Annotated in this window: 23 protein-coding genes; 9 read left to right on the forward strand and 14 right to left on the reverse strand. The window is 66.8% G+C overall.

The genetic code is table 11. The features are described from left to right. Positions 1-6 precede the first annotated feature (6 nt). The 6 genes from BDK89_RS22775 to BDK89_RS14425 all read right to left on the reverse strand — a co-directional run bounded on the left by BDK89_RS22775 (position 7) and on the right by BDK89_RS14425 (position 7,869). Complete coding sequence (locus BDK89_RS22775) at positions 7-1,164, reverse strand: phosphonoacetaldehyde reductase (protein WP_133869605.1); 1,158 nt, start codon at positions 1,162-1,164, stop codon at positions 7-9. After that, a complete protein-coding gene (gene aepY / locus BDK89_RS14405) occupies positions 1,164-2,297 on the reverse strand; it encodes a phosphonopyruvate decarboxylase (RefSeq protein ID WP_133869606.1) in 1,134 nt (377 codons plus the stop codon). The genes BDK89_RS22775 and aepY overlap by 1 nt, the downstream gene beginning before the upstream one ends. After that, positions 2,294-3,604 (reverse strand): phosphoenolpyruvate mutase, encoded by a 1,311-nt coding sequence (gene aepX / locus BDK89_RS14410; protein ID WP_133869607.1) that lies wholly within the window; start codon positions 3,602-3,604, stop codon positions 2,294-2,296. Before aepX ends, aepY begins: the two co-directional genes overlap by 4 nt. A 66-nt stretch (positions 3,605-3,670) precedes the next feature. Then, positions 3,671-6,208 (reverse strand): hypothetical protein, encoded by a 2,538-nt coding sequence (locus BDK89_RS14415; RefSeq protein ID WP_133869608.1) that lies wholly within the window; start codon positions 6,206-6,208, stop codon positions 3,671-3,673. Positions 6,209-6,260: 52 nt separating this feature from the next. Further along, positions 6,261-7,034: an ABC transporter ATP-binding protein gene (locus BDK89_RS14420; RefSeq protein ID WP_133869609.1), complete on the reverse strand. Its 774-nt coding sequence runs from the start codon at positions 7,032-7,034 to the stop codon at positions 6,261-6,263. Then, positions 7,021-7,869 (reverse strand): ABC transporter permease, encoded by an 849-nt coding sequence (locus BDK89_RS14425; RefSeq protein ID WP_133869610.1) that lies wholly within the window; start codon positions 7,867-7,869, stop codon positions 7,021-7,023. The genes BDK89_RS14420 and BDK89_RS14425 overlap by 14 nt, the downstream gene beginning before the upstream one ends. Positions 7,870-8,026: 157 nt before the next feature. Between BDK89_RS14425 and BDK89_RS14430 the strand changes: the two genes are divergently transcribed. Next, positions 8,027-8,764, forward strand: a complete 738-nt coding sequence (locus tag BDK89_RS14430) for a glycosyltransferase family 2 protein (RefSeq protein ID WP_166657589.1) — start codon at positions 8,027-8,029, stop codon at positions 8,762-8,764. Positions 8,765-8,778: 14 nt separating this feature from the next. On the opposite strand, the gene BDK89_RS14435 is transcribed toward BDK89_RS14430, so the two are convergent. Together BDK89_RS14435 and BDK89_RS14440 are read right to left on the reverse strand one after the other, a co-directional pair. After that, positions 8,779-9,540: an alpha/beta hydrolase gene (locus tag BDK89_RS14435; RefSeq protein ID WP_133869612.1), complete on the reverse strand. Its 762-nt coding sequence runs from the start codon at positions 9,538-9,540 to the stop codon at positions 8,779-8,781. A gap of 9 nt (positions 9,541-9,549) precedes the next feature. Beyond that, entirely contained in the window at positions 9,550-9,774 is a 225-nt protein-coding gene (locus BDK89_RS14440; RefSeq protein WP_133869613.1) for a hypothetical protein, read from the reverse strand. Positions 9,775-10,372: 598 nt separating this feature from the next. Here BDK89_RS14440 and BDK89_RS14445 point away from each other — a divergent pair. Further along, positions 10,373-11,524 (forward strand): DUF4185 domain-containing protein, encoded by a 1,152-nt coding sequence (locus BDK89_RS14445; protein ID WP_166657590.1) that lies wholly within the window; start codon positions 10,373-10,375, stop codon positions 11,522-11,524. Between the two features lie 27 nt (positions 11,525-11,551). Here the strand turns inward: BDK89_RS14445 and BDK89_RS14450 are convergent, their stop codons facing one another. After that, positions 11,552-12,373, reverse strand: coding sequence for a maleylpyruvate isomerase N-terminal domain-containing protein (locus tag BDK89_RS14450; RefSeq protein WP_133869615.1), 822 nt, complete (start codon positions 12,371-12,373; stop codon positions 11,552-11,554). A gap of 88 nt (positions 12,374-12,461) precedes the next feature. On the opposite strand from BDK89_RS14450, the gene BDK89_RS14455 reads away from it, so the two are divergent. Further along, entirely contained in the window at positions 12,462-13,793 is a 1,332-nt protein-coding gene (locus BDK89_RS14455) for a UDP-glucose dehydrogenase family protein (RefSeq protein WP_133869616.1), read from the forward strand. Positions 13,794-13,796: 3 nt separating this feature from the next. Here the strand turns inward: BDK89_RS14455 and BDK89_RS14460 are convergent, their stop codons facing one another. Together BDK89_RS14460 and BDK89_RS14465 are read right to left on the reverse strand one after the other, a co-directional pair. Beyond that, entirely contained in the window at positions 13,797-14,249 is a 453-nt protein-coding gene (locus BDK89_RS14460; RefSeq protein WP_133869617.1) for a hypothetical protein, read from the reverse strand. A 207-nt stretch (positions 14,250-14,456) separates the two neighbouring features. Next, entirely contained in the window at positions 14,457-15,572 is a 1,116-nt protein-coding gene (locus BDK89_RS14465; protein WP_133869618.1) for an acyl-CoA dehydrogenase family protein, read from the reverse strand. A 55-nt stretch (positions 15,573-15,627) separates the two neighbouring features. On the opposite strand from BDK89_RS14465, the gene BDK89_RS14470 reads away from it, so the two are divergent. From BDK89_RS14470 to BDK89_RS14485, 4 genes are read left to right on the forward strand one after another with little or no spacing between them, the layout of a single operon-like run. Beyond that, on the forward strand, positions 15,628-15,894 hold the full coding sequence (locus BDK89_RS14470; protein ID WP_133869619.1) for a type II toxin-antitoxin system Phd/YefM family antitoxin: 267 nt from the start codon (positions 15,628-15,630) through the stop codon (positions 15,892-15,894). Then, the gene (locus BDK89_RS14475) at positions 15,891-16,295 is read left to right on the forward strand and encodes a type II toxin-antitoxin system VapC family toxin (protein WP_133869620.1); all 405 of its coding nucleotides are present in this window, start codon (positions 15,891-15,893) and stop codon (positions 16,293-16,295) included. The genes BDK89_RS14470 and BDK89_RS14475 overlap by 4 nt, the downstream gene beginning before the upstream one ends. A gap of 13 nt (positions 16,296-16,308) precedes the next feature. Next, positions 16,309-16,677, forward strand: coding sequence for a nuclear transport factor 2 family protein (locus BDK89_RS14480; RefSeq protein ID WP_133869621.1), 369 nt, complete (start codon positions 16,309-16,311; stop codon positions 16,675-16,677). 12 nt (positions 16,678-16,689) lie between these two features. After that, the gene (locus BDK89_RS14485; RefSeq protein ID WP_133869622.1) at positions 16,690-17,319 is read left to right on the forward strand and encodes an MBL fold metallo-hydrolase; all 630 of its coding nucleotides are present in this window, start codon (positions 16,690-16,692) and stop codon (positions 17,317-17,319) included. Between the two features lie 9 nt (positions 17,320-17,328). Here the strand turns inward: BDK89_RS14485 and BDK89_RS14490 are convergent, their stop codons facing one another. From BDK89_RS14490 to BDK89_RS14500, 3 genes are read right to left on the reverse strand one after another with little or no spacing between them, the layout of a single operon-like run. Then, positions 17,329-18,300 carry a glycosyltransferase family 2 protein gene (locus BDK89_RS14490; RefSeq protein WP_133869623.1) on the reverse strand — a complete coding sequence of 324 codons (972 nt, stop codon included), beginning with the start codon at positions 18,298-18,300 and terminating at the stop codon, positions 17,329-17,331. 13 nt (positions 18,301-18,313) lie between these two features. After that, positions 18,314-19,069, reverse strand: coding sequence for a class I SAM-dependent methyltransferase (locus BDK89_RS14495; protein ID WP_133869624.1), 756 nt, complete (start codon positions 19,067-19,069; stop codon positions 18,314-18,316). 31 nt (positions 19,070-19,100) lie between these two features. After that, positions 19,101-20,555 carry an LCP family protein gene (locus tag BDK89_RS14500; RefSeq protein ID WP_133869625.1) on the reverse strand — a complete coding sequence of 485 codons (1,455 nt, stop codon included), beginning with the start codon at positions 20,553-20,555 and terminating at the stop codon, positions 19,101-19,103. Between the two features lie 110 nt (positions 20,556-20,665). Here BDK89_RS14500 and sufC point away from each other — a divergent pair, with 110 nt between their 5' ends. Next, positions 20,666-21,379, forward strand: coding sequence for a Fe-S cluster assembly ATPase SufC (gene sufC / locus BDK89_RS14505; protein WP_341785682.1), 714 nt, complete (start codon positions 20,666-20,668; stop codon positions 21,377-21,379). 21 nt (positions 21,380-21,400) lie between these two features. Beyond that, positions 21,401-22,657 carry a SufS family cysteine desulfurase gene (locus tag BDK89_RS14510; RefSeq protein ID WP_133869627.1) on the forward strand — a complete coding sequence of 419 codons (1,257 nt, stop codon included), beginning with the start codon at positions 21,401-21,403 and terminating at the stop codon, positions 22,655-22,657. Positions 22,658-22,679: the final 22 nt, after the last annotated feature.

Here is a 22,679-nt window from a genome sequence, read left to right on the forward strand (position 1 = left end):
TACCGCTCAACGACCGAGGCTGCGGGCCAGAACGCCGACCAGCTCGTCGGTCGAATAGACCACAGGATTGTTACCCAGGCGTTCGACGTTCACCGTCGCGGCCAGCTCGGTCAGCTCCGACTCGGACCGGACGCCGGCCTCCATGAGGGTCGATGTCAGCCCGAGCCGTCCGAGTAACTGGTTGATCTCTCGTCCGACCGATGCCGCGTCACTCGTGCCGAGGGCCCGACCATATGCGTCGACGATCTGAGCCATTGCTCGCTCGTGGCTGGCCCTGTCGAGGCCGGGCTGGAGCCGGTCGACGAGCACAGCGTGATCCGAGACGAACTGCCCGAGCGTCAACGCGACGGCGTTCCCGTGGTCGATGCCGTACCGCTTGGTGATGCCGTACGACAGCGCGTGCGCCGCGGTCGTCTTGGAGACGTCGATGGCACGCCCGGCCAGATGACTTCCGAGCGCCATGCATCGTGCCGTCTGCGGCGTCGGATCGTCCACGAATGGTTCGATCGCCGGGAGCAGCAGGCCGAGCGCGTGGCGTGCCGAGCGGCGACTCCGGTCGGTTGCGCCCACTGCCCACAAGCTCTCCGTTGCTTGGCAGATCGCGTCCACTCCCGACGTGGCACGTTGGTGAGCACTTCCGCTCAGGGTCAGCCCCGGGTCGAGCGCAACAGCAGCTGGGCGGAGACCATCCCCGGCTACCGAGTACTTGTCGCTCCCGATGTAGACCACCGCGAAGTGGGTCGCTTCGCTGCCCGATCCCGACGTCGTCGGCACCAGGAACAGCGTTCGAGAGCTGAACTCGACCGGACTGCCGGCGACAATGGCGGATTCGACAGCGCGTTCCCCAACGCCGTCGAACGCGCACAGCAACTTCGCCATGTCCATCGGGCTGCCACCGCCGACCCCGACAATCAATTCGGGGTCGTGATCTCGGAGAATCGCCAGGCCGCGGCGCAAGTCGTCGACCGATGGGTTGGGATCGAAGTCCGACCACCGGCGGACCGATGCGAACATCTCGAGCTCGGCCAACCGAGCAGCGGCGCCGCATCGTTCATACGACGAGCGACCCGTCACCAGCAAGACACGCGAAAAGCGTTCGTCCCGAGCACGGTCGACCAGCGCGTTCAGCGCCCGCTGTCCGTAGTAATGGGCGGTCGACGCCATCAGTTCCGCAGTGCAGCGACGAACAGGTCGAGACTCTCGCGCGGCGTTCGAGTCGGCCGACCCAGATCGCCACGAGCTCCGGGACGCACCTGCACCTCCAACAATGTCGGTCCTTCAACGGCCAGCATCTCGCTGATCGATTCTCCGACACGTTCGACATCGTCGACCGTTGCCGCCCACCGATATCCGACTGCTGCGGCAAGCGCTGGGATGTCGACCGATCCGATCGACGTCGGCTGGCCGCCGACGCTGTCGTGCACACCGTTGTTGAACACGACGTGCCGGTAGTTGGTCGGCGCGATGTCTCCGATCGTCGCCAGCGTCCCCGTATGCATCAAGAGAGCCCCGTCTCCGTCGAGGCACCAGACGTCACCGTCGCGCTGGTGGGCGAGTCCGAGTGCGATGGCCGATGCGTGCCCCATCCCGCCCACGGTGAGGAAGTCCTGGTCGCCACGCTCTCCAGCGGCGACGCGGAGCTCGAACAACTCTCGGCTGAGCATTCCGGTCGTCGACACGATCGCTGCGCCAACAGGAACGTGGGCGACGACGGCACCCAAGGCGTCCTCCCGAGTCGGGAGTCGCTCCGCTCCCTCGAGCCCGAAATCGAGGGTGCCCCCGGCCGGCTCGAATGTTCCCTTCTCGACCAGCAGAACGAAGGGCGACCGGCGTTCGAGCGCCGTGGACACGGCCGATTTGACGACGGACTCGGCCTCGGCGGGGTCGCTCGGAAGGACCGTGTGCGGGACTTCCATTGCCTCCAGCATCGGAACCATGACACGCCCTTGTTTGACGTGCTGGGGTTCGTCCTTGACGCCCGGTTGTCCACGCCACCCGACGAGGACCACCATCGGGACGCCGTACACCTCCGGATCAGCGAGCGACAAGAGCGGGTTGACAGCGTTGCCGACACCGGAGTTCTGCAGGTAGACCAGCGCCGGTCGGCCAGACGCCAGGAAGTGGCCCATCGCGACACCGACCGCAGCCCCTTCGTTGGCGGTGATGAGGTGTGACTCGCGAGGCAACTCGGCCATCACGTGCTGACTGAAGGCCTTCAGCAGGCTGTCCGGCACACCGACGAAAAGGTCGACGCCCGCTTCTCCGACGGTCTCGACGAATCGTTGTGGCGAGATCATCCCATGTTCTCCGGAACGATCTGGAGGACGTCGGCGATCGACGCGAGCATGGACTCGGCCTCGAAGGATCGTCCGTGCTCGAGGATCGTCTGGGCGACACGCTGCATCTGGGGGTAGGACGCTCGAAGCATGTGATTCGCGTAGATGACGACACGAACTCCTGCGTCCGCAAGCCGCTCTTCGGTGATCTCGTTGTACGAGGTCGGGACAGCCACGATCGGCACTTGCTTCGAGAAGCGGCTGGCGTGATCGCAGAACTCCAGCACCTCGTCGGGTGACTTCTGCCGACTGTGGATCATGATGGCGTCGGCGCCTGCATCGATGTACGCCTCGGCACGTTCGACGGCGTCCTGCATACCGGCCTCGAGAATCAGGCTCTCGATACGGGCGATCACCATGAAGTCGTCCGTGATCTGAGCCTGCTTGCCGATCTGGATTCGAGCGCTGAAGTCGTCGATCGAGGACTGTGTTTGTGAGACGTCCGTCCCGAAGAGAGAGTTCCGCTTCAGGCCCTCCTTGTCCTCGATGATGACGGCCGACACACCCAGCCGTTCGAGCGACCGGACCGTGAAGGGGAAGTGCTCGGGCTTCCCACCGGTGTCGCCGTCGAAGATGAGGGGTTTGGTCGTGACCTCGAAGATCTCGTTCACCATCTGCAGACGAGAACTGATGTCGACCGCCTCGATGTCAGGCTTCCCCCGAGAGGTCGAGTCGGTGAGCGAACTCGACCACATGGCATCGAACTCAACCTTGCGGCCACCCCGTTCGACCACCGTGCTCTCCACGACGAGGCTCGACAGACCACTGTGTGCCTCCATGACGCGCACGATCGGCTTATTGGCCAGGAGCCGGCCGAGTCGACTCAGACGTACGTTCGGGGTCGTCCCGATCTGCTTCAACGAGGTGTTCAGCTGGGTCGACGAGATTCCCTCGGTGTAGGGAACCTCGACGAGTCGCCCGCCCCAGCCCGACAGCGTGTCGATCACACGCTGCCGGGTCTGCTGCTGCACACCGGTTCGCCAGTCGTCGCCGTGCACGACGATGTCCGGACGGATCTTTTCGAGGTTGGGCACATAGTCGAGCGTGTCTTGTGCAACGACCGAAGACACCGCCTTCAGATTCTCGATCACGGTCTTGCGCTGCTCGAAAGTCATGTGCGGCAATCGCTTGTAGCTGGCGATCGCCTGGTCGGTCAGGAGGCCGACGGTGACGTCACCGAGTTCGGCCGCCTGTTGCAGGACGTTGATGTGGCCGGGGTGTACCAAGTCGGCGCTCATACCGACGTACACGCGAGCGCGTTCGGACATTCGATGTTCTCCTCGGGGTTCGAACGCGACAGGTTATCCCGTCGGTTGCCGCCATCGGCTCCGCTGTCACGCTCCGTCGAGAACGGTCGGGACGGGATACATCGCCTCCAGGACGCGACCGACGCGGTCGTCGGCGATATCGCGGCCCACCTCGTCACGATCGGTCTCCCCGATGCCGAACATCGAAGGTCTTCCCGACACGGTCGCTTGGAGACGGTCCAGGTCGGCCGCCCGCCCGACATCGACGAAGAACTCATCGCACTCGGTTCGTTCGACCGCACGGGCGTGTGCGAGTGCCCAGTACGGAGCAGCGTCGAGTCGGAGTGCGGATGGCTCGCCTGGATAGCGGTCGTCCATCTCTTCGAGAATCGATCGAGTCATCGGCTGAGCGACGCGTGCGAGCGGACGGTCGGGGCCACGCCCCCAGCGCTCGCCAGCGAAGCGCACGACTCCGTCGTGCGCACCAGGTGAAGACGATGTCAGGCAGGCTCCGAAACGGCGGTCTGCGGTCAAACGGAGCTTCGGTAGCCCGCCGACGCCGAAGAAGTCATCGACGAACGTTTCACGACCGAAGTATGTGTGGTGTGTGACCAGGATGAAGTGTTCCGACAACCCGGGTATCCGGCGGACGGCTGATCCGATGAGGCGGGGATCGGGAGATGCCAGAGCACCTTCCGGAACGAGTTCGCGCGGGCCGACGACGATCAGCGCTGACTCGTCCGACGCCCACGACGGCCGCGGCTCTGCTGTCACGAGGTAGACGTTCCGCACGAATGGCGCAAGGAGTGCCAGCGACCGCATGCTGTAGCGAAGACGGCAGTCGGCATGCAGCCGGCTCGACGGTGACCGGTCGACCGACCCGGGCAGGAGATACGCCACGTCGACAACTGATGCTCGGTGGCCCGGCCAGAGAGTGCCGCCTCGAACGTCGGACCCGGCACCGACATCGCCAAGGGCGCCCCAATCGGCCCGACTTGCCCGAGGGTCGATCGCCACCAAACCCGACGCAGACGGCGCCAGCAACTCGATCTCGAGGGAGGACTCGGGTGCCTCGCTGCCCGCCGGTCCGACTCGAATCGCAGTGGCTCGTCTCAGGACGTCGGCGTCGAGCGCACCGACGTCGCCGATCACGACGAGTGTGTCATCGAGTCGGCAGCAGATCATGAATCCGCCCAACCTGGGTCCCGTCGAGCGCAGCCCTTCGAGCAACTCCAGCCGGCGAGACTGCTCGACACCGACCGAGAGCTTGCCGCGAGCCGGCGCGACCAGCAGCCCAGGTACCGATCTCGAGAGCTCGTCGACCAACGTGCCGCGCCACGTCGACGGCGGTTCTCTGACCGAAACAACCGATGAGCGAGCGGCGACACCGACCTGGGCCGCCTTTCCGAGGCGATGGCTCGTCTCGACAAGTGCACGCTCGATCCGGGGCGAGCGGGCCGCGGCTCGACGAACGGCGTCGGTGGCACCGTCGCGGAGCTGCACCATCGCCCCGAAGCGCGAGGCACGGGCGGTAGCGAGCCGACGACGAGTTCGACGGAGGTCCCCGCTGAGTTCTGTTGTCTGACGGAGCAGCGCACGCTGCGACTCCGCGACTCGCTCGCGGCCGAAGTGGCGGTCAGGACCACGCTCGAGGAGTTCGATGATCGCTCGCGCGCACGCCTCCCCCGCCGTACCGCGCTCCACGAGCTGCGTACCGACCCACGTTTCGTACGCCGAACGGTCGGCGGCGATCGCCGCAGCGTCGATCGCCGCCCGTTCGAGGTCACCACCAGGCTGCCAGCCGACGCTCCGAGTCGAGACCGAACTCTGGCTCCACTCGGCGGGGCTGAGTTGCCGGTGACGATCGCGGGCTACCGACGGTCGGTCGACCACGACCAGCGGGAGGCCGGCACACGCCGCATCGAATGCCGCCCCCGAGACGTCGCTCAGCACGAAGTCGTGCGACTCGAACAAGTCTGCGACCGAGGCCTCGGCTCCGACGATCTCGCAGCCGTCGGGAACATCGCCGCGACCCAACCGTCCACGGTCGGCGTGATGCAGCTTGATCGTGACGCTCCCCTCGAACTCACGGAAGCCGGGGAGCACCGAGTCGATCGACGACAGATCACCGTACGTGGGCATGTACAAGGCCCGGATCGGTTTCGAGGCCGGTCTTCTCGGTCGATCGCCATCCTTTCCGAACACGGCGTCGAGCGCCGGGTTGCCACAGGTGCGCGTCACTGCGAACCCGGAGACCAGCGATTCGGATGCCGGCCCGTAGAGCAGGTTCAGGTCCGGCAACGATCGCCACGCACCGAACTGGTATGCCTCCTTGGCGACGCTGTACTGCTGGGCCACCACGAGTGTTCGCCGGAGCAGCCGCTGAGGCAAGACCGGCGTCTGGCACACGATGAGCCGAAACCTTCCGTCGAGCAATGCCAAGTCGCGATGGTCGACCCAGGTCACGGCCGCACCTGGAAAGTGTCCGGCGAGGAACTGGTCATCGACACCGAAATCCTGCTCACGTCGGTCGACGATCACGGTGACATCACCGAGGTGCCGAGCGATGGGCGCGTAGTGATGGGCCTGATACTGATTGCTGAGCAAGAACGCGATGTCGTTCATGAGGGGCTACTCCCGACGGGCTCTGACGGCCAGTGCCGCCGTCACGCCGCCATCATCGCTCATCCGAGTACTCGGACAGCACGGCCTCGGTTTCCCCGTCCATGCGAATCTCACCCTGATCGAACCAGATCGATCGCGAACAGGTCTTTCGAATCTCCGACAAGTTGTGGGTCACCATCACGATGGTGCCCGCAGCCTCGCGGATCTCATCGAGCCGAGCCAGGCTTCTCTCGCGGAAGTCCTTGTCGCCGACTGCGAGCGCCTCATCGATCAGCAGGATGTCCGGTACCCGGAGGGTGGCAATCGAGAAGGCCAAGCGTGCTCGCATTCCCGATGAGTAGGTGTTCATCGGACGCCCCATCGCGGACCCAAGTCCAGAGAACTCTGCCACCTCGTCGAGTCGCTCGTTCACCTCGTCTTTGCTGAGCCCCAGCGCAAGCCCGCCGAGCATCACGTTCCGATAGCCGGAAAGGGTCGGCTTCAGAGCAGCTCCGACGCCGAGCAGGCCAACCTCCCCCCGCACCTGAATCGAACCGGCGGAGAGGGTCTGCAGCCCGGCGATCGCACGCAGCAGCGTCGATTTGCCCGACCCGTTCGAGCCGACGATTCCTACTGCTTCTCCGACGTTCACCTCGACCGATACGCCTCGGACGGCGTGCACCTCCGTCGATCGCCGGCCCCGCATCGCCCGATTGAACAACCCGCGCGCCGTGAGTTTCGGTTCTTCGTACACCTTGTATCGCACGTGCGCCCCGTCCACGGCGATCGCGACGGGACCGAGCGTCTGCTTCGACTCGGACACTGCGGTCGGTTCAGTCTCGGCCATACCGTTCCTCTCCGCGTCGGAACCACACGAAGCCGACGAACACGATCGCAAGTGCCCACAAGATCGCGTAGACGAGCTGGTCGGACCGGAAGGTGCCGCCCATGATGGCCCACCGTTGCAGCGTGATGAACGAGTACATCGGGTTCGCCGTGAAGAGGTAGCGGTACGCGCTGTCGCTGGCCACATAGGCGTCCACACTGAAGAGCACACCCGAGGCGTACAGCAGGAGTCGGAAGAAGAACGGAAGGAGCTGAATCGTGTCGACGAAGTGGTTCGCCAGGCGGGCCGCGATCATCGCTGCGCCGAGCGTGAAGAAGACCTGTACGGCGAACAAGGGGACGACCGCCAGCCACCGAATCGACGGTGGCTCGTTCGTCACCACCGCTACGAAGACGATGACCACGAAGTTCGGTACGAAGGCGAGCGACTCCGTCAGCGTCGTACTCATCGGCAGCATCGCTCGCGGGAACCGCACCGCCTTGATGACTCCCTTGTTCGTGACGATCGATTTCGCGCCGGACATCGTCCCCTTCTGCGTGAACTGAAACACGAACAGCCCGACGGTCAGAAACAAGATGAAGTTGTCGACGCCGCGGTCGGACTTCAGGATGACACCGAAGATCAGATAGTAGACGCCGATGCTCAGAGCTGGGTTGAGAAGGTGCCAGACATTGCCCAACACGCTCGTGATCTGTCGGTGGCGCAGCTCATTCGTAGCGACGTGCCACATATAGCTCCGCCGCTGAACGATCTCTCGGAGATACACGGGCAATCTGGCCGACGCGTGTGCATCGTGCAGCTCCGGCAGCCCTTGGTCACTCACGGCGCCTTGCATCGAGGCGAGCCTACCGATTGAGGGTCAGGGCCGGTCGGAAAGCCGGACGGATAGCCTCACGCCGGTGTCGCCTCTTCATTGGATCATCCTGACGCGGGGTGACCGTCCGGCCGAACTCGCTGCGGCGGTTCGATCGGTCGATGCGCCCACGACCGTGTTGGTCAACGGCGACGCCGAGGTGAACGCTCCGGGAGCCGAGGTGATCAGCACGGGCCAGAACCTCGGCATCCCGGCCGGGCGCGACTGGGCCCTCCGGCAAACCAACAGCGATGCCGTGGGGTTTCTCGATGACGACGCTGTAGCCGGCGATGGGATCGGCGACCTGATCCGTCGGGCATTCGCAGCCGACCCGACGATCGGGGCCGTCGCGCTGCGAATTGTCGATGAGCACCAGGCAACGGCGCGCCGGCACGTTCCGCGTCTCGGCGGCCGGCGGGCCGAGATCGGCGGCCCGGTGACGCTGTTTCTCGGTGGTGCATGTGCGATCCGACGTGACGCATACCTCGATGCGGGCGGCTACTGGGGCGAACTGTTCTATGGTCATGAGGAGGTCGAGCTCGCCTGGCGATTGATCGATCGCGGGTGGCGGATCATGTATCTCCCCGATGCCTGTGTCTTCCACCCAAGGACCGACATCGGCCGACATCCGGACGGCTGGCGACTGACCGGCCGAAACCGGGTGATGATTGCTCGTCGCACTCTGCCCTGGACCGTTGCCGTCGCTCACACGACCGCTTGGCTCCTGATCGGCCTCGCCCGTGCACCGGGGCGCTCCCAACGATCGGCGTACGTCTCCGGCTGGCGCCAGGGTTGGCGGCGGCCGGTCGATCGATCCCCGATCGCGTGGAGCACCGTCTGGAGACTCAGTCGTCTTGGAAGGCCGCCCGTCGTCTGAGAATCGGGGCTCGGCTAGGCAGCCTTGACCCGCTCCAGCCACCCCAGCAGGATCGCAACGGCCCGGGGGTCGTGTCGCAAACGATGGCCCGCACCAGGAAGCAGACTGAGTTCGGCAGCACCGTGTGCTGCAGCCAGCTGCCTCGCATCGCTCGTCGGGACGCTCTCGTCATCGTCGCCGTGCATCACCATGAGCGGGCGCGGAGCGAAACGTTGGGCAGCCGCCACCGGTCGGAACCGCCTGAACGCTCGCGACCAATCGTCCATCGAGCGCGGGAAGCCGGGCGTTCGGACCGCTCCGATCTCGCGGGCGTGGTCGAGGAAACGGCGCGGATGGTCCGCCCAGTCGTCGAAATCGGCACGCGGCGAGAGCAGGGCGGCCGCGGACACACGTGGGTCGTCGGCCCCGACGCAGACGGCGATCGAGCCGCCGGTGTTCGTACCGACCAGGACGACCTTCGTGACCCCCGAGACCGAGCACAGGTGTCCGATCGCGGCGCGGAGGTCGTCGATCCATCCCTGGAGCGAGAAGTCGCCGGTGCTCTCTCCGGTGCCACGGAAGTTGAACGTCATCGCCGGCATACCGACTTCGATCGCAACCCGGTCGACGAGCTGTGGGAAGGTCCCGGCACTCCTCCGGGCGTCGAGCGGACCGATCGGGAAGCCGTGACACAGGATCATGCCGGCGATCTCGCCGTGGGCGTCGTCGTCGGCGTGAGGGGGCAGCTTGACGTGACAGGACAGCGTGTAGCCGGCGTTGTGGAACGTGCCGTCCATGTGTGCCGATCAGGCCCGGGGCTTGCGGTGCAGGCGGTGCTTGCCCGGCGTCGCGAGGGTGTAGCCGCGGTTGCGAGCCTCGACGAGGGTGTCGGGACCGAACTGGAGACCGACACCCTGCTCGACGATTTCGTCGATGATCGCCTCGTCCTCCCACTCGTCGAGGTCGTACACCAGCTGGGTGCGCTTGTCGCCGAGGAAACGGGCGTGCTCGAACCGGATGGGTCGCTCCATGCCGAACACGATATTCGCTGTGATGCCGTTCCGCCGCAACGATGGCCACTCAGTCCTGAACGCGGAACGAGGGAGCGCCCGGAGGCACTCCCTCGTTCACGTTGACTGTAGAGACCGAACGCTCCCTTGTAGGCCGGTGGGACGAGCTCCGGCAGAGCGCTCAGCGGGGGTTGGCGAAGATTCGCCAGGCAGTCCAGCCTGATTGACCTAGCGGCCAACCACCTCCAGGGTCCCGAAAAGACTGTCATTCATTGTGTTGGACCACCTCCTCTCTCTGGTATGCGAGATGTTAGCCCAACTCACGCTGCCCCGTGGTTCGGGTTTCCGCCGGACGACCGCCGGGGATATAACTGTGATCTAGGTCGGGGTCAGGGGGACGCCCGCCAGGGGGAACGAGTTGGCTCCAATGCCGAAACGACAGCACCGTCTCGGACCGATCCGGCGGCCCTTGATCGCAACAGTGGCCGGATGTGCCGTAACGGCGTGCGCGAGCGCCGACGCCAGCCCGCTGCGATCCGAGACATCAGCCACGGACGCTCGTGCATTCGCAGAGCCCACCGGGGCGGACGACCTCGTCACTGAAACGGCCGCTCCGATGATGTCAGCGCAGACGTCCATCCCGCCCACGACCGTCGCACTCCTCACCAACGGCCCCGGGCCGGTCCACCTCGACGGCGACGACCTGGTTCACAACCCGATCGGATGTCTCCCCGATCTCGAGCCGGAAACGCTCGACGATGCCTTTTCGGGACGCGTCGGGCCGTTGATCGGCTGGGACAATCCGCATGTGATCACGCTCGACGACGACCGGTGGATCTGGATCGGCCAGGACGCGTACTTCGACTACACCGGGAATGCGAACGATCTCTACCACGACGGTCGGCAGATTCAGAACTTCGCCATCGACCAGCGCGGATCCTGCCTCGACCTGATCTACCGAGGTGCGCCCGACGCCCGACACAACTTCGAACTGGGCGACGTCTGGACGGACTGGACCCGCTTCTTCTGGCCACTGGGCGGAGAACGACACGGCGACTCGTTGTGGATCTTCTGGTCCGAGATGGTGCTGTCCGATCCACCTCCGGGGCCATGGGAAGGCATCATTCGTCACCCGGTCGGGATCTGGCTCGCTGAGTACGACCCCGAGACACTCGCACGTCGATCGTTCGAGCCGGCTCCCGACCCCGGTGTCTTCCCCGGCTACGGTTTCGCGATCGCGTCGGACGAGCATCACACGTATCTGTTCGGCAACTCGAACCTGTTGAACCTGGCTCGGGAGGGTGGTCGGGATGCTTTCCACTCGGCGACGCAGATGTTTCTCGCTCGCGTCCCGCTCGGCGAGATCGATGAGCGGCCGGAGTACAGAACCGCCGACGGCTGGTCGCGCCGTGCATACGAGGCCGCGCCGATCTCAGAGCGATTCTGGGCCGAGAACACCATGCAACCGAGGTACCTCGACGGCCGATGGATCGCCGTGACGAAGGAAGACGGCTTCTGGGGCGACGAGGTGTTGATCGACGTCGCCGAAGAACCGTGGGGCCCGTGGCGGACGGTCGACCGTTTCGTCTACGAACACCGTCCCGGATCGACGGGGAAACTGTCGTACCAACCGATCATCCTGCCGTGGAGCAACCCGACCGATGGCTTGGCAATCGCGATCTCGGAGAACGCCGAGTTCTGGGAGCACGCTGTCGCCGATCCACCGATGTATCGGCCGGCTGTCATACACCGACCGTGGCCGGAACCGTGATGAGTCGCCTCGGTCAGGTCGCAGCGGTCAGATGGTGTAGGGCAGGTTCTCGAGAACTCGTCGGCCGAGTTCCTCGTCCCCCTCGATCTCGCAGTGCGTCATGTGCAGCTCTCGATCGAGTCGCCCTCCCGCGATGTGAGCGAACGAGATCACGGGCATCACGAGCCGCGCCGTCGCCAGCCCGTCGAGGTCGTCGACGACCTGTGCCCGTTCCCCCACCTGCACATGGATCTGCCGCGACGTGGCTCCTCGCAGGTCGAACGTGACCGACGATCCCGCCGGGGCACCGGCCTTCTTGCCGACGACGTACCCCATGGCGTTCGACATCTCGTCGAGTGACACGTCGACGGGGGCGCCCTGCTCGTGACCGGGCATGCGGATCGCGTAGCGGATGTCCTGTTCGTGCATCCAGCAGTCGAACACACGGATCTGCATGAATCGTCCGTACGGTGCCTGGCCGGCGGGGGTGAACCCGACCGTGTTCCACTCGTCGTCCGACATCGCCTCGAGCGCCGCGAGTCGCTCGGTGGTCAGCGAGCGGAACTCCGCCAGCAGGTCGGACGGTGAAGCGTTCGAGTACGTCGCGATCCAGGCCTCGTTCGCCGCTCCGATCGGATTGGTGACGTGATCGGGCGAGTCGTCGGGATCGACCGACGGCGACCGGCCGAGGAGCATCGCCTCGGTGCCGAACATGTGCACGACGTTGGCCCGAACGTCCCACCCCGGGAGCGGCGAGGGCCACGACCACTGCTCGTCGTCGAGCCCCGAGACGAGGTCGTCGATCGATGCCCACTCGTCGCGCAACGCGCCGACGATCCGTTCCTTGCCGAGATCTGACATGTCCTCCATGACACCAGACGGCGACCGGTCACGACGACACGGTCGGTGGCTCGGTTAGCCTCCGGGGCGAAGCGGGAGCGTCCCGCACGGAGGCACGATGAGCACCCCCAGCACCGCCCCTCGCATCGCCGTCATCGGCACCGGCTACGTCGGACTGACCACCGGGGTCTGTCTCGCCCACCTCGGCCACGACGTGATCTGCTGCGACATCGACCAGCGCAAGGTCGACCTGCTGCGAGCCGGCACGGCACCGATCGTCGAGGCCGGCCTCGAAGACCTGATGGCCGACGCTGTCGCCGCCGGCAACCTCGAGTTCGCACTCGGGAACGACCCGGCGGTTCGGACCGCGGACGTCGTCTTTCTCTGCCTGCCCACCCCACAGGGTGATGACGGCTCCGCCGACCTCACCTATGTCACCAGCGCCGCCCGTGAGATCGGCCCGCTGCTCCCCTCTGACGCGGTCGTCGTCAACAAGTCGACCGTCCCGGTCGGTTCGCACAAGGTCGTGAAGGCGGCGCTCGGTCGTGACGACATCGCCGTCGTCTCGAACCCGGAGTTCCTCCGGGAGGGCTCGGCCGTGCACGACTTCCTCCACCCGGACCGCGTCGTGGTCGGCGCCGACGTCCCCGACGCGCGTGAACGCGTCAGCGCGCTGTACTCGTCACTCGACACCGAGATGATCGAAACCGACGCCGCCTCGGCCGAGGCGATCAAGTACGCCTCGAACGGCTTCCTCGCCATGAAGATCTCGTTCATCAACAGCGTCGCAGCGCTGTGCGAGTCGGTCGGCGCCGACATCGAGGCGGTCGCCAGGGGCATCGGCACCGACGATCGGATCGGTCCGAAGTTCCTGAAGCCCGGACCGGGTTGGGGTGGCAGCTGCTTCCCGAAGGACTCGCGGGCCCTCGTCAGCATCGCACTCGACCACGGCTACGACTTCTCGCTGATGCGCTACGTGATCGAGGTGAACGAGCAGCAGCACCAGCGCATGGTGCACAAGATCACCGCTGCCGTCGGCCGCAACGACGGCGACCGCCTCGATGGCGTGACGGTCGCCGCGCTCGGGCTCACGTTCAAGGCAGGCACCGACGACCTCCGCGACTCGCCGGCGCTCCGCATCCTGAGGAAGGCGCAGCAGCGTGGTGCCGCGATCCGTGCGTACGACCCGACCGTGCAGGGCGACCTCGACCCGTATCGCGCCGGGCAAGTGCAGAACTTCGACCTGGCGACGACGGCGCTCGACGCGGTCGACGGTGCCGACGTCGTGGTGGTGCTCACCGAGTGGCCCGAGTTCTCCACCCTCGACTTGGCGAAGGTGAAGGAGTCACTCGCAGGCGACACCATCGTCGACTGCCGCAACACCCTCGACCCGGCCACGGTGCGCGCCGCCGGACTGCACTACTCGGGCATCGGCCGACCGAACCTCTGACGGTCAGAGCAGGTCGTCGAGCGGGGCCTGTGGGCCGACTGCGCCGATCGCCTCGAAGTAGGCGAGGTGCGCCTCGACGACGTTGACAGCGTCGACGTCGTCGAGCAGGTCGACGTCGCCCGCTTCGGCCTCGGCGAGCAGATACGCCACCAAGGCATCCTCGGTCACCACGACGTCGTCGTCGATCACTTGCTTCGCGTCGACGGCCTTGTCGGGTTGGAGCCCGTTGTCGTGCATCCAGCGAAGGTGGGCCACCAACAGCGTCTGGACCTCGGCCGGGGTGAGCCGCGCCTGGCTGGCCTCGGGGAGCCGGTCCGCGACGAAGTCGACCGCCTCGTCGAGCTGATAGACGGCCCGAGGCGCGATCGCATCGAGTCGATGCGCCTCCCGCCCGATCGTGCCGGCCGCGATCGCAAAGACCAGCAGCGCCGCCACGACCATGAAAACCCAGATCACAGGGAGAGTCTACGAACCACCGGTCGGTTGAGGTCAGACCCCAACCGACTGGTTGGCGACGGGTCCCAGTCGCCGGGACGGTCGGTTGGGGTCTGACCTCAACCGACACCCCGACCGCGCAGAAGGTGGGCCCTCCACGACAAGTCGTGCAGAACCCACCTCCTGGTGTTCGTCCAGCGGATCAGATCGGGCGATCGGCCCGACGGCTCAGATGCCGATGCGGGTGGCGAGTTGCTCGCGGTGGTAGGTCGGGTCGCCGAAGAGCAGTTCGCTCGACTTGGCACGCTTGAAGTACAGGTGCGCCGGGTGCTCCCAGGTGAAGCCGATGCCACCGTGGATCTGGATGTTCTCGGCGGTGGCGTGGAAGTACGCCTCCGAGCAGTACGCCTTGGCGAGCGAGGCGACCGACGGCAGTTCGTCGTTCATCTCGCTGGCGCACCACAGGCCGTAGTAGGCGGCCGACTTGGCCGACTCGACCTCGAGCAGCATGTCGGCGCACTTGTGCTTGATGGCCTGGAACGAGCCGATCGGGCGGCCGAACTGGACGCGGTCCTTGGCGTACTGGACGGCCATCTCGAGCACGAACTGTGCACCACCGACCTGCTCGGCAGCGAGGCCGACGGCGGCGAGGTCGAGCACGGTCGAGAGCGTGTCCCAGCCCTTGCCGTCCTCGCCGATCAGCGTGGCCGGCGTGTTGTCGAAGTCGAGCTTGGCCTGCTTGCGCGTCTGGTCCATGGTCGACAGGGCGGTCTTGGTGAGGCCGCTGGCATCGCCGTCGACGGCGAACAGGCTGACGCCGGCGCTCGTGCGGGCGGCGACGATGATGAGGTTGGCCACGTGGCCGTCGATCACGAAGCTCTTCGTGCCCGACAGGGTGTAGCCGTCACCGGAGGCGGTGGCCTCCATGGTGATGCCGGCCTCGTCCCACTTGCCCGAGGGCTCGGTGAAGGCGAGGGTGGCGATCGTCTCGCCCGAGGCGATGCCGGGCAGGTGCGCCTGCTTGGCGGCGTCGTCGCCCGACTGCAGGAGCGTGTTGGCGGCGAGCACGACGGTCGAGAAGTACGGGGCGCACAGGAGCGCGCGGCCCATCTCCTCGAGCACGATGCCGAGCTCGACGTAGCCGAAGCCCGAGCCGCCGTACTCCTCGGGGATGTGCAGGCCCTGGAGGCCCATCTGCTCGGCCATCTGGCTCCAGACGGCGGAGTCGTACCCCTGCTCGGTCTCCATCTGCTCTCGGACGTCGCTCTCGGGGCTCTTGGCCTCCATGAACGCACGAATCGTCGAGCGGAGTTCTTCTTGTTCCTCGGTGAAGGCGAAGTTCATGTCGAGCATCGTCGTCGGCGTTGACATCTCGCCGCAAATCGAGTTGTGTACACGTGTGCACACATCCGGAGTCCGCGATCTGCGTGCGTCGCTCCCCGACGCCATCCGCCGGGCCACGAGCGGCGAACGCACCGTCATCACGGCCCACGGCCGCCCGGTCGCCCAGCTCGCACCACTCGACGAGGCGGCACCCGACATCGACCGGCTGATCGCGGCGGGCGCCTTGATCCCACCGCGCCGGACCGACTGGCGACCGCCCGAGGCGGTGCCGGTGTGGTCGGGTGTCCGAATCGACCGGGCGCTGCGGGAGCTGCGCGGATGACGCTCGCCCTCGACACCAGCGCACTGCTGGCGATCGTCGTCGACGGCGACCAGCGCTCGGTCGCGCTCGAAGCGCTCGACGACGACCCCACGTGGTGTGCGTCAGCGTTGGCGCTCACCGAGGCACTGCCGACCATCGACCGGCTGTCGGACGAACGGATCATCCGTGCCGACCTCGAGGACGCGCTCCGGCTCACCTGGGACCGCGTGCACGTCGTGCCGGTCGATCAGCGCTGCCTCGACCGGGCCGCCGCGCTCTCACGGGAACAACCGGTTCGACTCACGGACGCGATCCATCTCGCCGCCGCCGAACGCCTCCCCCGTCCGGTGCGCTTCCTCACGTTCGACCCGACCCAGATCACCGTCGCCCTCGGCCTCGGCTTCGACGTCGTGTCGGCCTGACAAGCTGCGAGCCATGGAACGGCCGCGACCCCAGTACTTCATCCACCTCGAGCAACAGGTGTGGCAGGCGCTCGTCGACGGCGACGCCGAGGCCGATCGGTCGCTGCTCGCCGACGACTTCCTCGGCGTCTACCCGGACGGCTTCGCCGGACTCGACGAACACGTCGACCAGTTCGCCAGCGAACCGACCGTGTCGACGTTCTCGGTCAACCGCCCGCGCTGGATCGAACTCGGCGACGACGCCCACCTGCTGTGCTACGAAGCCCGGTTCCGACGGCCGGGCTCCGACGAGCTGCACCGGATGTACGTGTCGTCGCTGTGGCAGCGGATCGACGGGCGGTGGGTCAATACGTTCAGCCAGGACACCCCGGCTGCCACGTGAGAGCATGCAGGCATGGCTGACATCCCGTCGACGACACTGCACTGGGCGAACGGCGACGTCGAGGTCCACCGCGTGGTCGTCGGATCGTTCGACAACAACGTGTTCATCGTCCGCTGTCGCCGAACCGGCGAGGCGGTGCTGATCGACGCCGCCAACGAGCACGAGTTGCTGCTCGAACTGTGTCATCGCCTCGGCGTCCGACGCGTGCTCGAGACACACGGCCACTGGGACCACATCGGCGCCGTGTCTCAGATCCGCGAGGCCGGCTACGAGGTCGGCGTCACGTCGGCCGACGCCCCAATGCTGAAAGACTGCGGCTACGACGTCTTCTTGGACGACGCCGAGGTGATCGAGGTCGGCCGGCTCCGCCTCCACGCGATCCACAATCCCGGCCACACCCCCGGTTCGATCTCGTTCGATCTCGCCGGCACCCCCCTGTTGTTCACGGGCGACACCCTGTTCCCGGGCGGCCCCGGCAACACCTCGTTCGAGGGCGGCGACTTCACGACGATCATCGACTCGATCGACAACCGGCTCTTCACCTTCCCGCCCGACACGGTCGTGTTACCGGGCCACGGCGTCGACACCACGATCGGTGCCGAGCGCCCGCACCTGCAGGAGTGGGTCGACCGGGGCTGGTAGGCGCAGCCGTCAGGCGTCGCCGTCGGTGATCCGACGTTCGTCGAACGCGCGACGGCGTTCGCGCACACGGGCTTCGGCGAGGAGTCGCCGGGTCGCAGCCTGGAGGTCGCCGAGGAAGCCGACGACCCAGAGCTGCACACCCACGATGGTGAGCACGGCACCCATGATCAGGCTCGGCAGCCGCGGCGAGTACACGTCCTCGACGAGGTACAGCGCGAGCCAGCGCACGAGCAACGCCATCCCGAGCAGGAACGGCACCAGGCCGACCACCAGGAAGAACCGGAACGGGTAGTAGATCGCGAAGCTGCGCACGATCGTCTGCGCCGAACGTCGCACGTACTGCATCGAACTCTTGACGAGCCGCGACGGCCGGGTCTGCGGATTGGTGCGGATCGGCACACCCGTCACGCGCAGTCCTTCTGCGTTGGCCTGCACCAAGGTCTCCATCGTGTAGCTGTACCGGCCGTACACCTGCAGGCGCAGCGCGGCGTCTCGGCTGAACGCCCGGAACCCGCTGGCGGCGTCACGGACCGACGTGCCGGAGAACTTGCGGACGACCCACGACCCGGTGCGCTGGAGTCGCTTCTTCGTACCCGAGAACTCCGGGGTGTCCTCGATCGGACGTTCACCGATCACCATGTCGGCACCGGCGAGGATCGGCTGGATGAGATCGGGGATGCACGAGCCGTCGTACTGGTTGTCGGCGTCGGTGTTCACCACGATGTCGGCACCGGCTGCCAACGCTGCGTCGAGCCCGGTCAGGAACGCCGCAGCGAGACCTCGGTTGCCGCGGTGCGACACGACGTGATCGACGCCGAGCTCGCGTGCGACCTCGACGGTGCGATCGGTGCTGCCGTCGTCGATCACCAGCCACTCGACCACGTCGACGCCCGGCACCTCCCGCGGCAGATCAGCCAGGGTCTCGGGCAGAGTCGCCTCCTCGTCGAGGCACGGGATCTGGATGACCAGCTTGACGCCCATGTCGGCGGTCACCCTACGCCTGCTGATCTCGCCCGCCGTACACCGGCAGGGTGATCAGTGACGTCTCGTCCGGGTACGGCAGCGTCGGCGTGAGTCCGCGGTACCGGTCGCTCGTGACCCCGGCCGCGTCGATCGCGTCGCGGTACCGGCGACGGTGGGTGTTGTCGAACACGACGATCCCGCCGTCGGCCAGATGCGGCAGGGCGGCGGTGAGGCACGCTTCGCGGGCGCGCCCGTCGATCACGATCAGGTCGAACGAGCCGCCGACGTCGTCGATGCGGCCGACGTAGTCGGAGAAGTCGAGACCCGACATCCCCTCTTTCTTCGAACCCACCTCCGGGGCGTCGGACTCGACGGGTTCGATCACCGTCAACTCGACGTGCGAGGCCCTGGCGACGTCGAGGTCGCCCAGTTCGGCCTGCATCATCTCGCCGAACCCTCGATGGTGCTCGACCGAGTCGACCGAGTCGACCCGCTTGGCGAGCCAGATCGTGCTCGCCCCCGATCCCCATTCGAACGACCGGACGGGTGCATCACGTGCGTCGAGCCATTGTTCGACGGCGTCGATCGCTCCGTAGGTCCACCAGGGCACATCGAGCTGGGCGATCGCCAGCGAGTCGTGCGCGCAGAACAGGCTGTAGGCCCAGTGCCGTCGACGATGCTCGCGCGGTGGCGGCTCGTCACCCAGCACGCCGACGCGTCGCAGGCCGCGCCCGACGCCGCGTGCACCCGCCGCGTAGGCCGACTTCACCGTGCTGACCGCATTCATGGGTCCGGAGTATGCCTGGCGTCGAGCCCGCTCAGTACCCGCTCGCCGTTCCCTGGGCGATGGCCACGCGCACCTCGCCGACGATCTCGGCCATGCGCTGCACGTCGGGGCGCTTCACGTTGATCAGCGGCGGCACCAGACCGACCGATTCGACGATCGCCGTCTCACCGCCGATGAGGGCGACCGTGTCGGCGAGCTCGTCGGGGGTGAGCGAGGTGCGCAGCGTGCCGCCCACGGCGTCGAGCACCTGGTCGTACCGCGAGAGCACCTCGACGGCGGAGATCTGCTGCGCCATCGCGGCGAGGAGGTCTCGCTGGCGTCGGGTTCGCTGGTAGTCGGAGTCGGCGTACCGGCTGCGGACGTAGCCGAGCGCCAGCGTGCCGTCCATCTCGATCGTGCCGGGACCGATCGTCGGCGGATAGTCGTACTTCGCGCCGGGCACGTTGCCCGGCATCGGGATCTGCTTGGTCACGCGGACCGTGACACCACCGAGCGCATCGACCAGATCGAGGAAGCCCTGCATGTCGACGAGCACGTAGTCGTGGATCGGCACGTCGAGGGAGTAGCCGATGGCCTGCGCCGTCGCCACGATGCCGGGTCGGATGTCGCCGTCGGTCTCGTACGCCGAGCGCAGGCTGCTGCTCGCCGACACGATCGGGTACACGGCGTTCGCGAGTTCGGTGAACCCGTACGGGTAGCGGGCCTCGAGTGCCGAACCCGGTGGGAACAACAACCCCTCCATGTCGCGAGGCAGTGAGACGAGGCTGGCTCGACCCGACGGCGTGTGCACGCTGAGCAGCATCATCGTGTCGGTGCGCAACCCGCTGCGGCCGGGTCCGGCGTCGCCGCCGAGCAGCAAGATGTTGCGAACGTCCGCGACCACTGCCGGATCGACCCCCGAGCGGGGGCGGGCCGGCTTCACACGGGGCTGCGTGGTCGTGGTGCTGCCCATCTCGATCGTCGGCAGCGGTCCACGTTCCCACGGCCGCTCGACGGCATCGACCGACGTGACGGGCTCGACGTCGACCGTCGGCAAGGTGGTTCCCGTTGGGTCATCATCGTCGCCATCGCCGTCGGGGTCGAACACCGCTCCCCCGTCGGCCGTGGGGGTGAAGACGGGCGCGATGTCGGAGCGGGCCTGGGCCACGTCGACGATGCCGACACTCAACGGCACAACGGCGACGAGCGCTGCGAGTGCTCCGGCGACGGTCCGCTCCCGGGAACGCGACCCGGCGGCGAACCACATCGCGAGCGCGACCAGCCGCGCCGCAAGCGCGGCGACGAACGCCGCCAGGACCCAGGCGAGGAAGGTACGGTCGAGGCTGAGCGCCACCCAGTTCCGCCCCGAGACGACCGCCCAGACGGCCACCACCAGCGGGAACGCGACGCCGACGACGAGCAGGGCGATCGCGAGCGGGAGGCGCGCGCGGCGTTGCGACCAACCGGGCAGCACGAGCGCCGTCGCGAGTTCACGGACCAGTTCCATTTCTCCTATCCGCGTAGTGTTAATGCCGCAGCGGGCCTCGTAGACTCGAGCCTATGTCGGAGCTGTTCCGTGTTGACGGACTTCATGCACGCCCCGCGACCGAGCCGGGGGTGACCCCGGGCGACGAGATCCTTCGTGGCATCGACCTGACGGTCCAGCAGGGCGAGGTGCACGCGATCATGGGCCCGAACGGCTCGGGCAAGAGCACGCTCGGCACCACCCTGCTCGGCTCGCCCGAGTACGAGGTCACGGCCGGGTCGATCAGCTTCCTCGGTGACGACGTCACCGAATGGCCGACCGACGAACGCGCCAAGGCCGGCATGTTCCTCGCCTTCCAGTACCCGCAGGAGATCGCCGGGGTCTCGGTCATCCAGTTCCTCCGACAGGCACTGTCGGCCCGCAAGGGCATCGACTTGAGCGTCCTCGAACTCCGACTCGCCACGATGGAGTGGATGGGCCGCCTCGGGATGGACTCCGGCTTCGTCGATCGCTACCTCAACGAGGGGTTCTCGGGCGGCGAGAAGAAGCGCAACGAGATCATGCAGATGGCCATCCTCGAACCCGAGCTGGCGATCCTCGACGAGACCGACTCGGGTCTCGACATCGATGCGCTCCGCATCGTCGCCAAGGGCATCCAGGAGGTCCGTACCGAGCGCCCGAACATGGGCGTCGTGCTGATCACCCACTACCAGCGCTTGCTCGACGAGCTGCAGCCCGATCACGTCCACATCCTGGTCGACGGTCGCATCGTGCAATCGGGCGGTATGGAACTCGCCGAACAGCTCGAACGCGACGGCTACGAGGCCTTCCGCGCGACCGCCTGACGTTTCGATGAGGAGCGTTCGATGAGCACCGACACGGCGAGCAACACCACGACGGACTGGAGCGCCGTCCGGGCCGACTTCCCGGTCCTCCAGCGCGAGATCGACGGCGCACCGATCGTCTACCTCGACTCGGGCAACACGTCGCAGAAGCCCCGTCAGGTGATCGACGCGATGGACGAGTTCCTGCGCAACGAGTACGCGCCGATCAACCGGAGTGCCTATCGACTCGCTGCGGCCGCCACCGACCGGTACGAGGGCGGCCGCTCCGCCGTCGCCCGTCTGGTCAACGCGCCGCACGCCGACGAGGTCGTGTTCACCAAGAACGCGACGGAGGCACTCAACCTGATCGCCTCGTCGTGGGGCGGCGCCAACCTGTCTGCCGGAGACGCCGTGGTACTCACACACATGGAGCACCACGCCAACATCGTCCCGTGGCAGATGCTCGCCGAGCGTGCCGGTGTCGAGATCCGCTGGGTACCGCTCACCGACGACGGCCAGCTCGACCTGACCGACCTCGACAACCTGCTCGACGGCGCGAAGGCGTTCTCGTTCACGGCGATGAGCAATGTACTCGGCACGATTACGCCGGTCGCCGAACTCTGCCGACGGGCGCACGACGCCGGCGCACTCGCGATCGTCGACGCCTGCCAATACGTGCCCCACAACGTCACCGACATTCAGGCGTGGGACGCCGACTTCGTGGCGTTCTCCAGCCACAAGATGTGCGGCCCGTCCGGCATCGGAGCGCTCTGGGGCCGGATGGAACTGCTCGACGAAATGCCCCCGTACATCGGTGGCGGCAACATGATCGCCGACGTCAAGCTCGACGGATTCACCACCGCGCCGGTGCCGGCCAAGTTCGAGGCAGGCACCCCACCGATCGTCGAAGCCGTCGGGTTCGGCGCGGCGGTCGAGTACCTCGAGTCGATCGGCATGGCCGAGATCCGTCGCCACGAGATGGATCTCACCCGCTACGCCCTCGACACGCTGACCGAGCGCTACGGCGACGAGATCACCATCCACGGCCCCGACAACGTCGAGGTGCGCGGCGGCGTGCTCAGCTTCGCATTCCGCGGCATCCACCCCCACGACGTCAGCCAGGTGCTCGACGAACGCAACGTCTGCGTCCGCGCCGGCCACCACTGCGCCAAGCCCCTCATGCGACTGCTCGGGGCCAACGCGACGGCACGTGCGAGCCTGTATCTGTACAACGACCGCTCCGACGTCGACGCGCTGGCCGATGCGCTCGACGGCGCCACCGATATCTTCGGGTTCTGACGAGCCCAGCCCGCCGGGAGGA

The organism is Ilumatobacter fluminis, from assembly GCF_004364865.1.
GTDB lineage: Bacteria > Actinomycetota > Acidimicrobiia > Acidimicrobiales > Ilumatobacteraceae > Ilumatobacter > Ilumatobacter fluminis.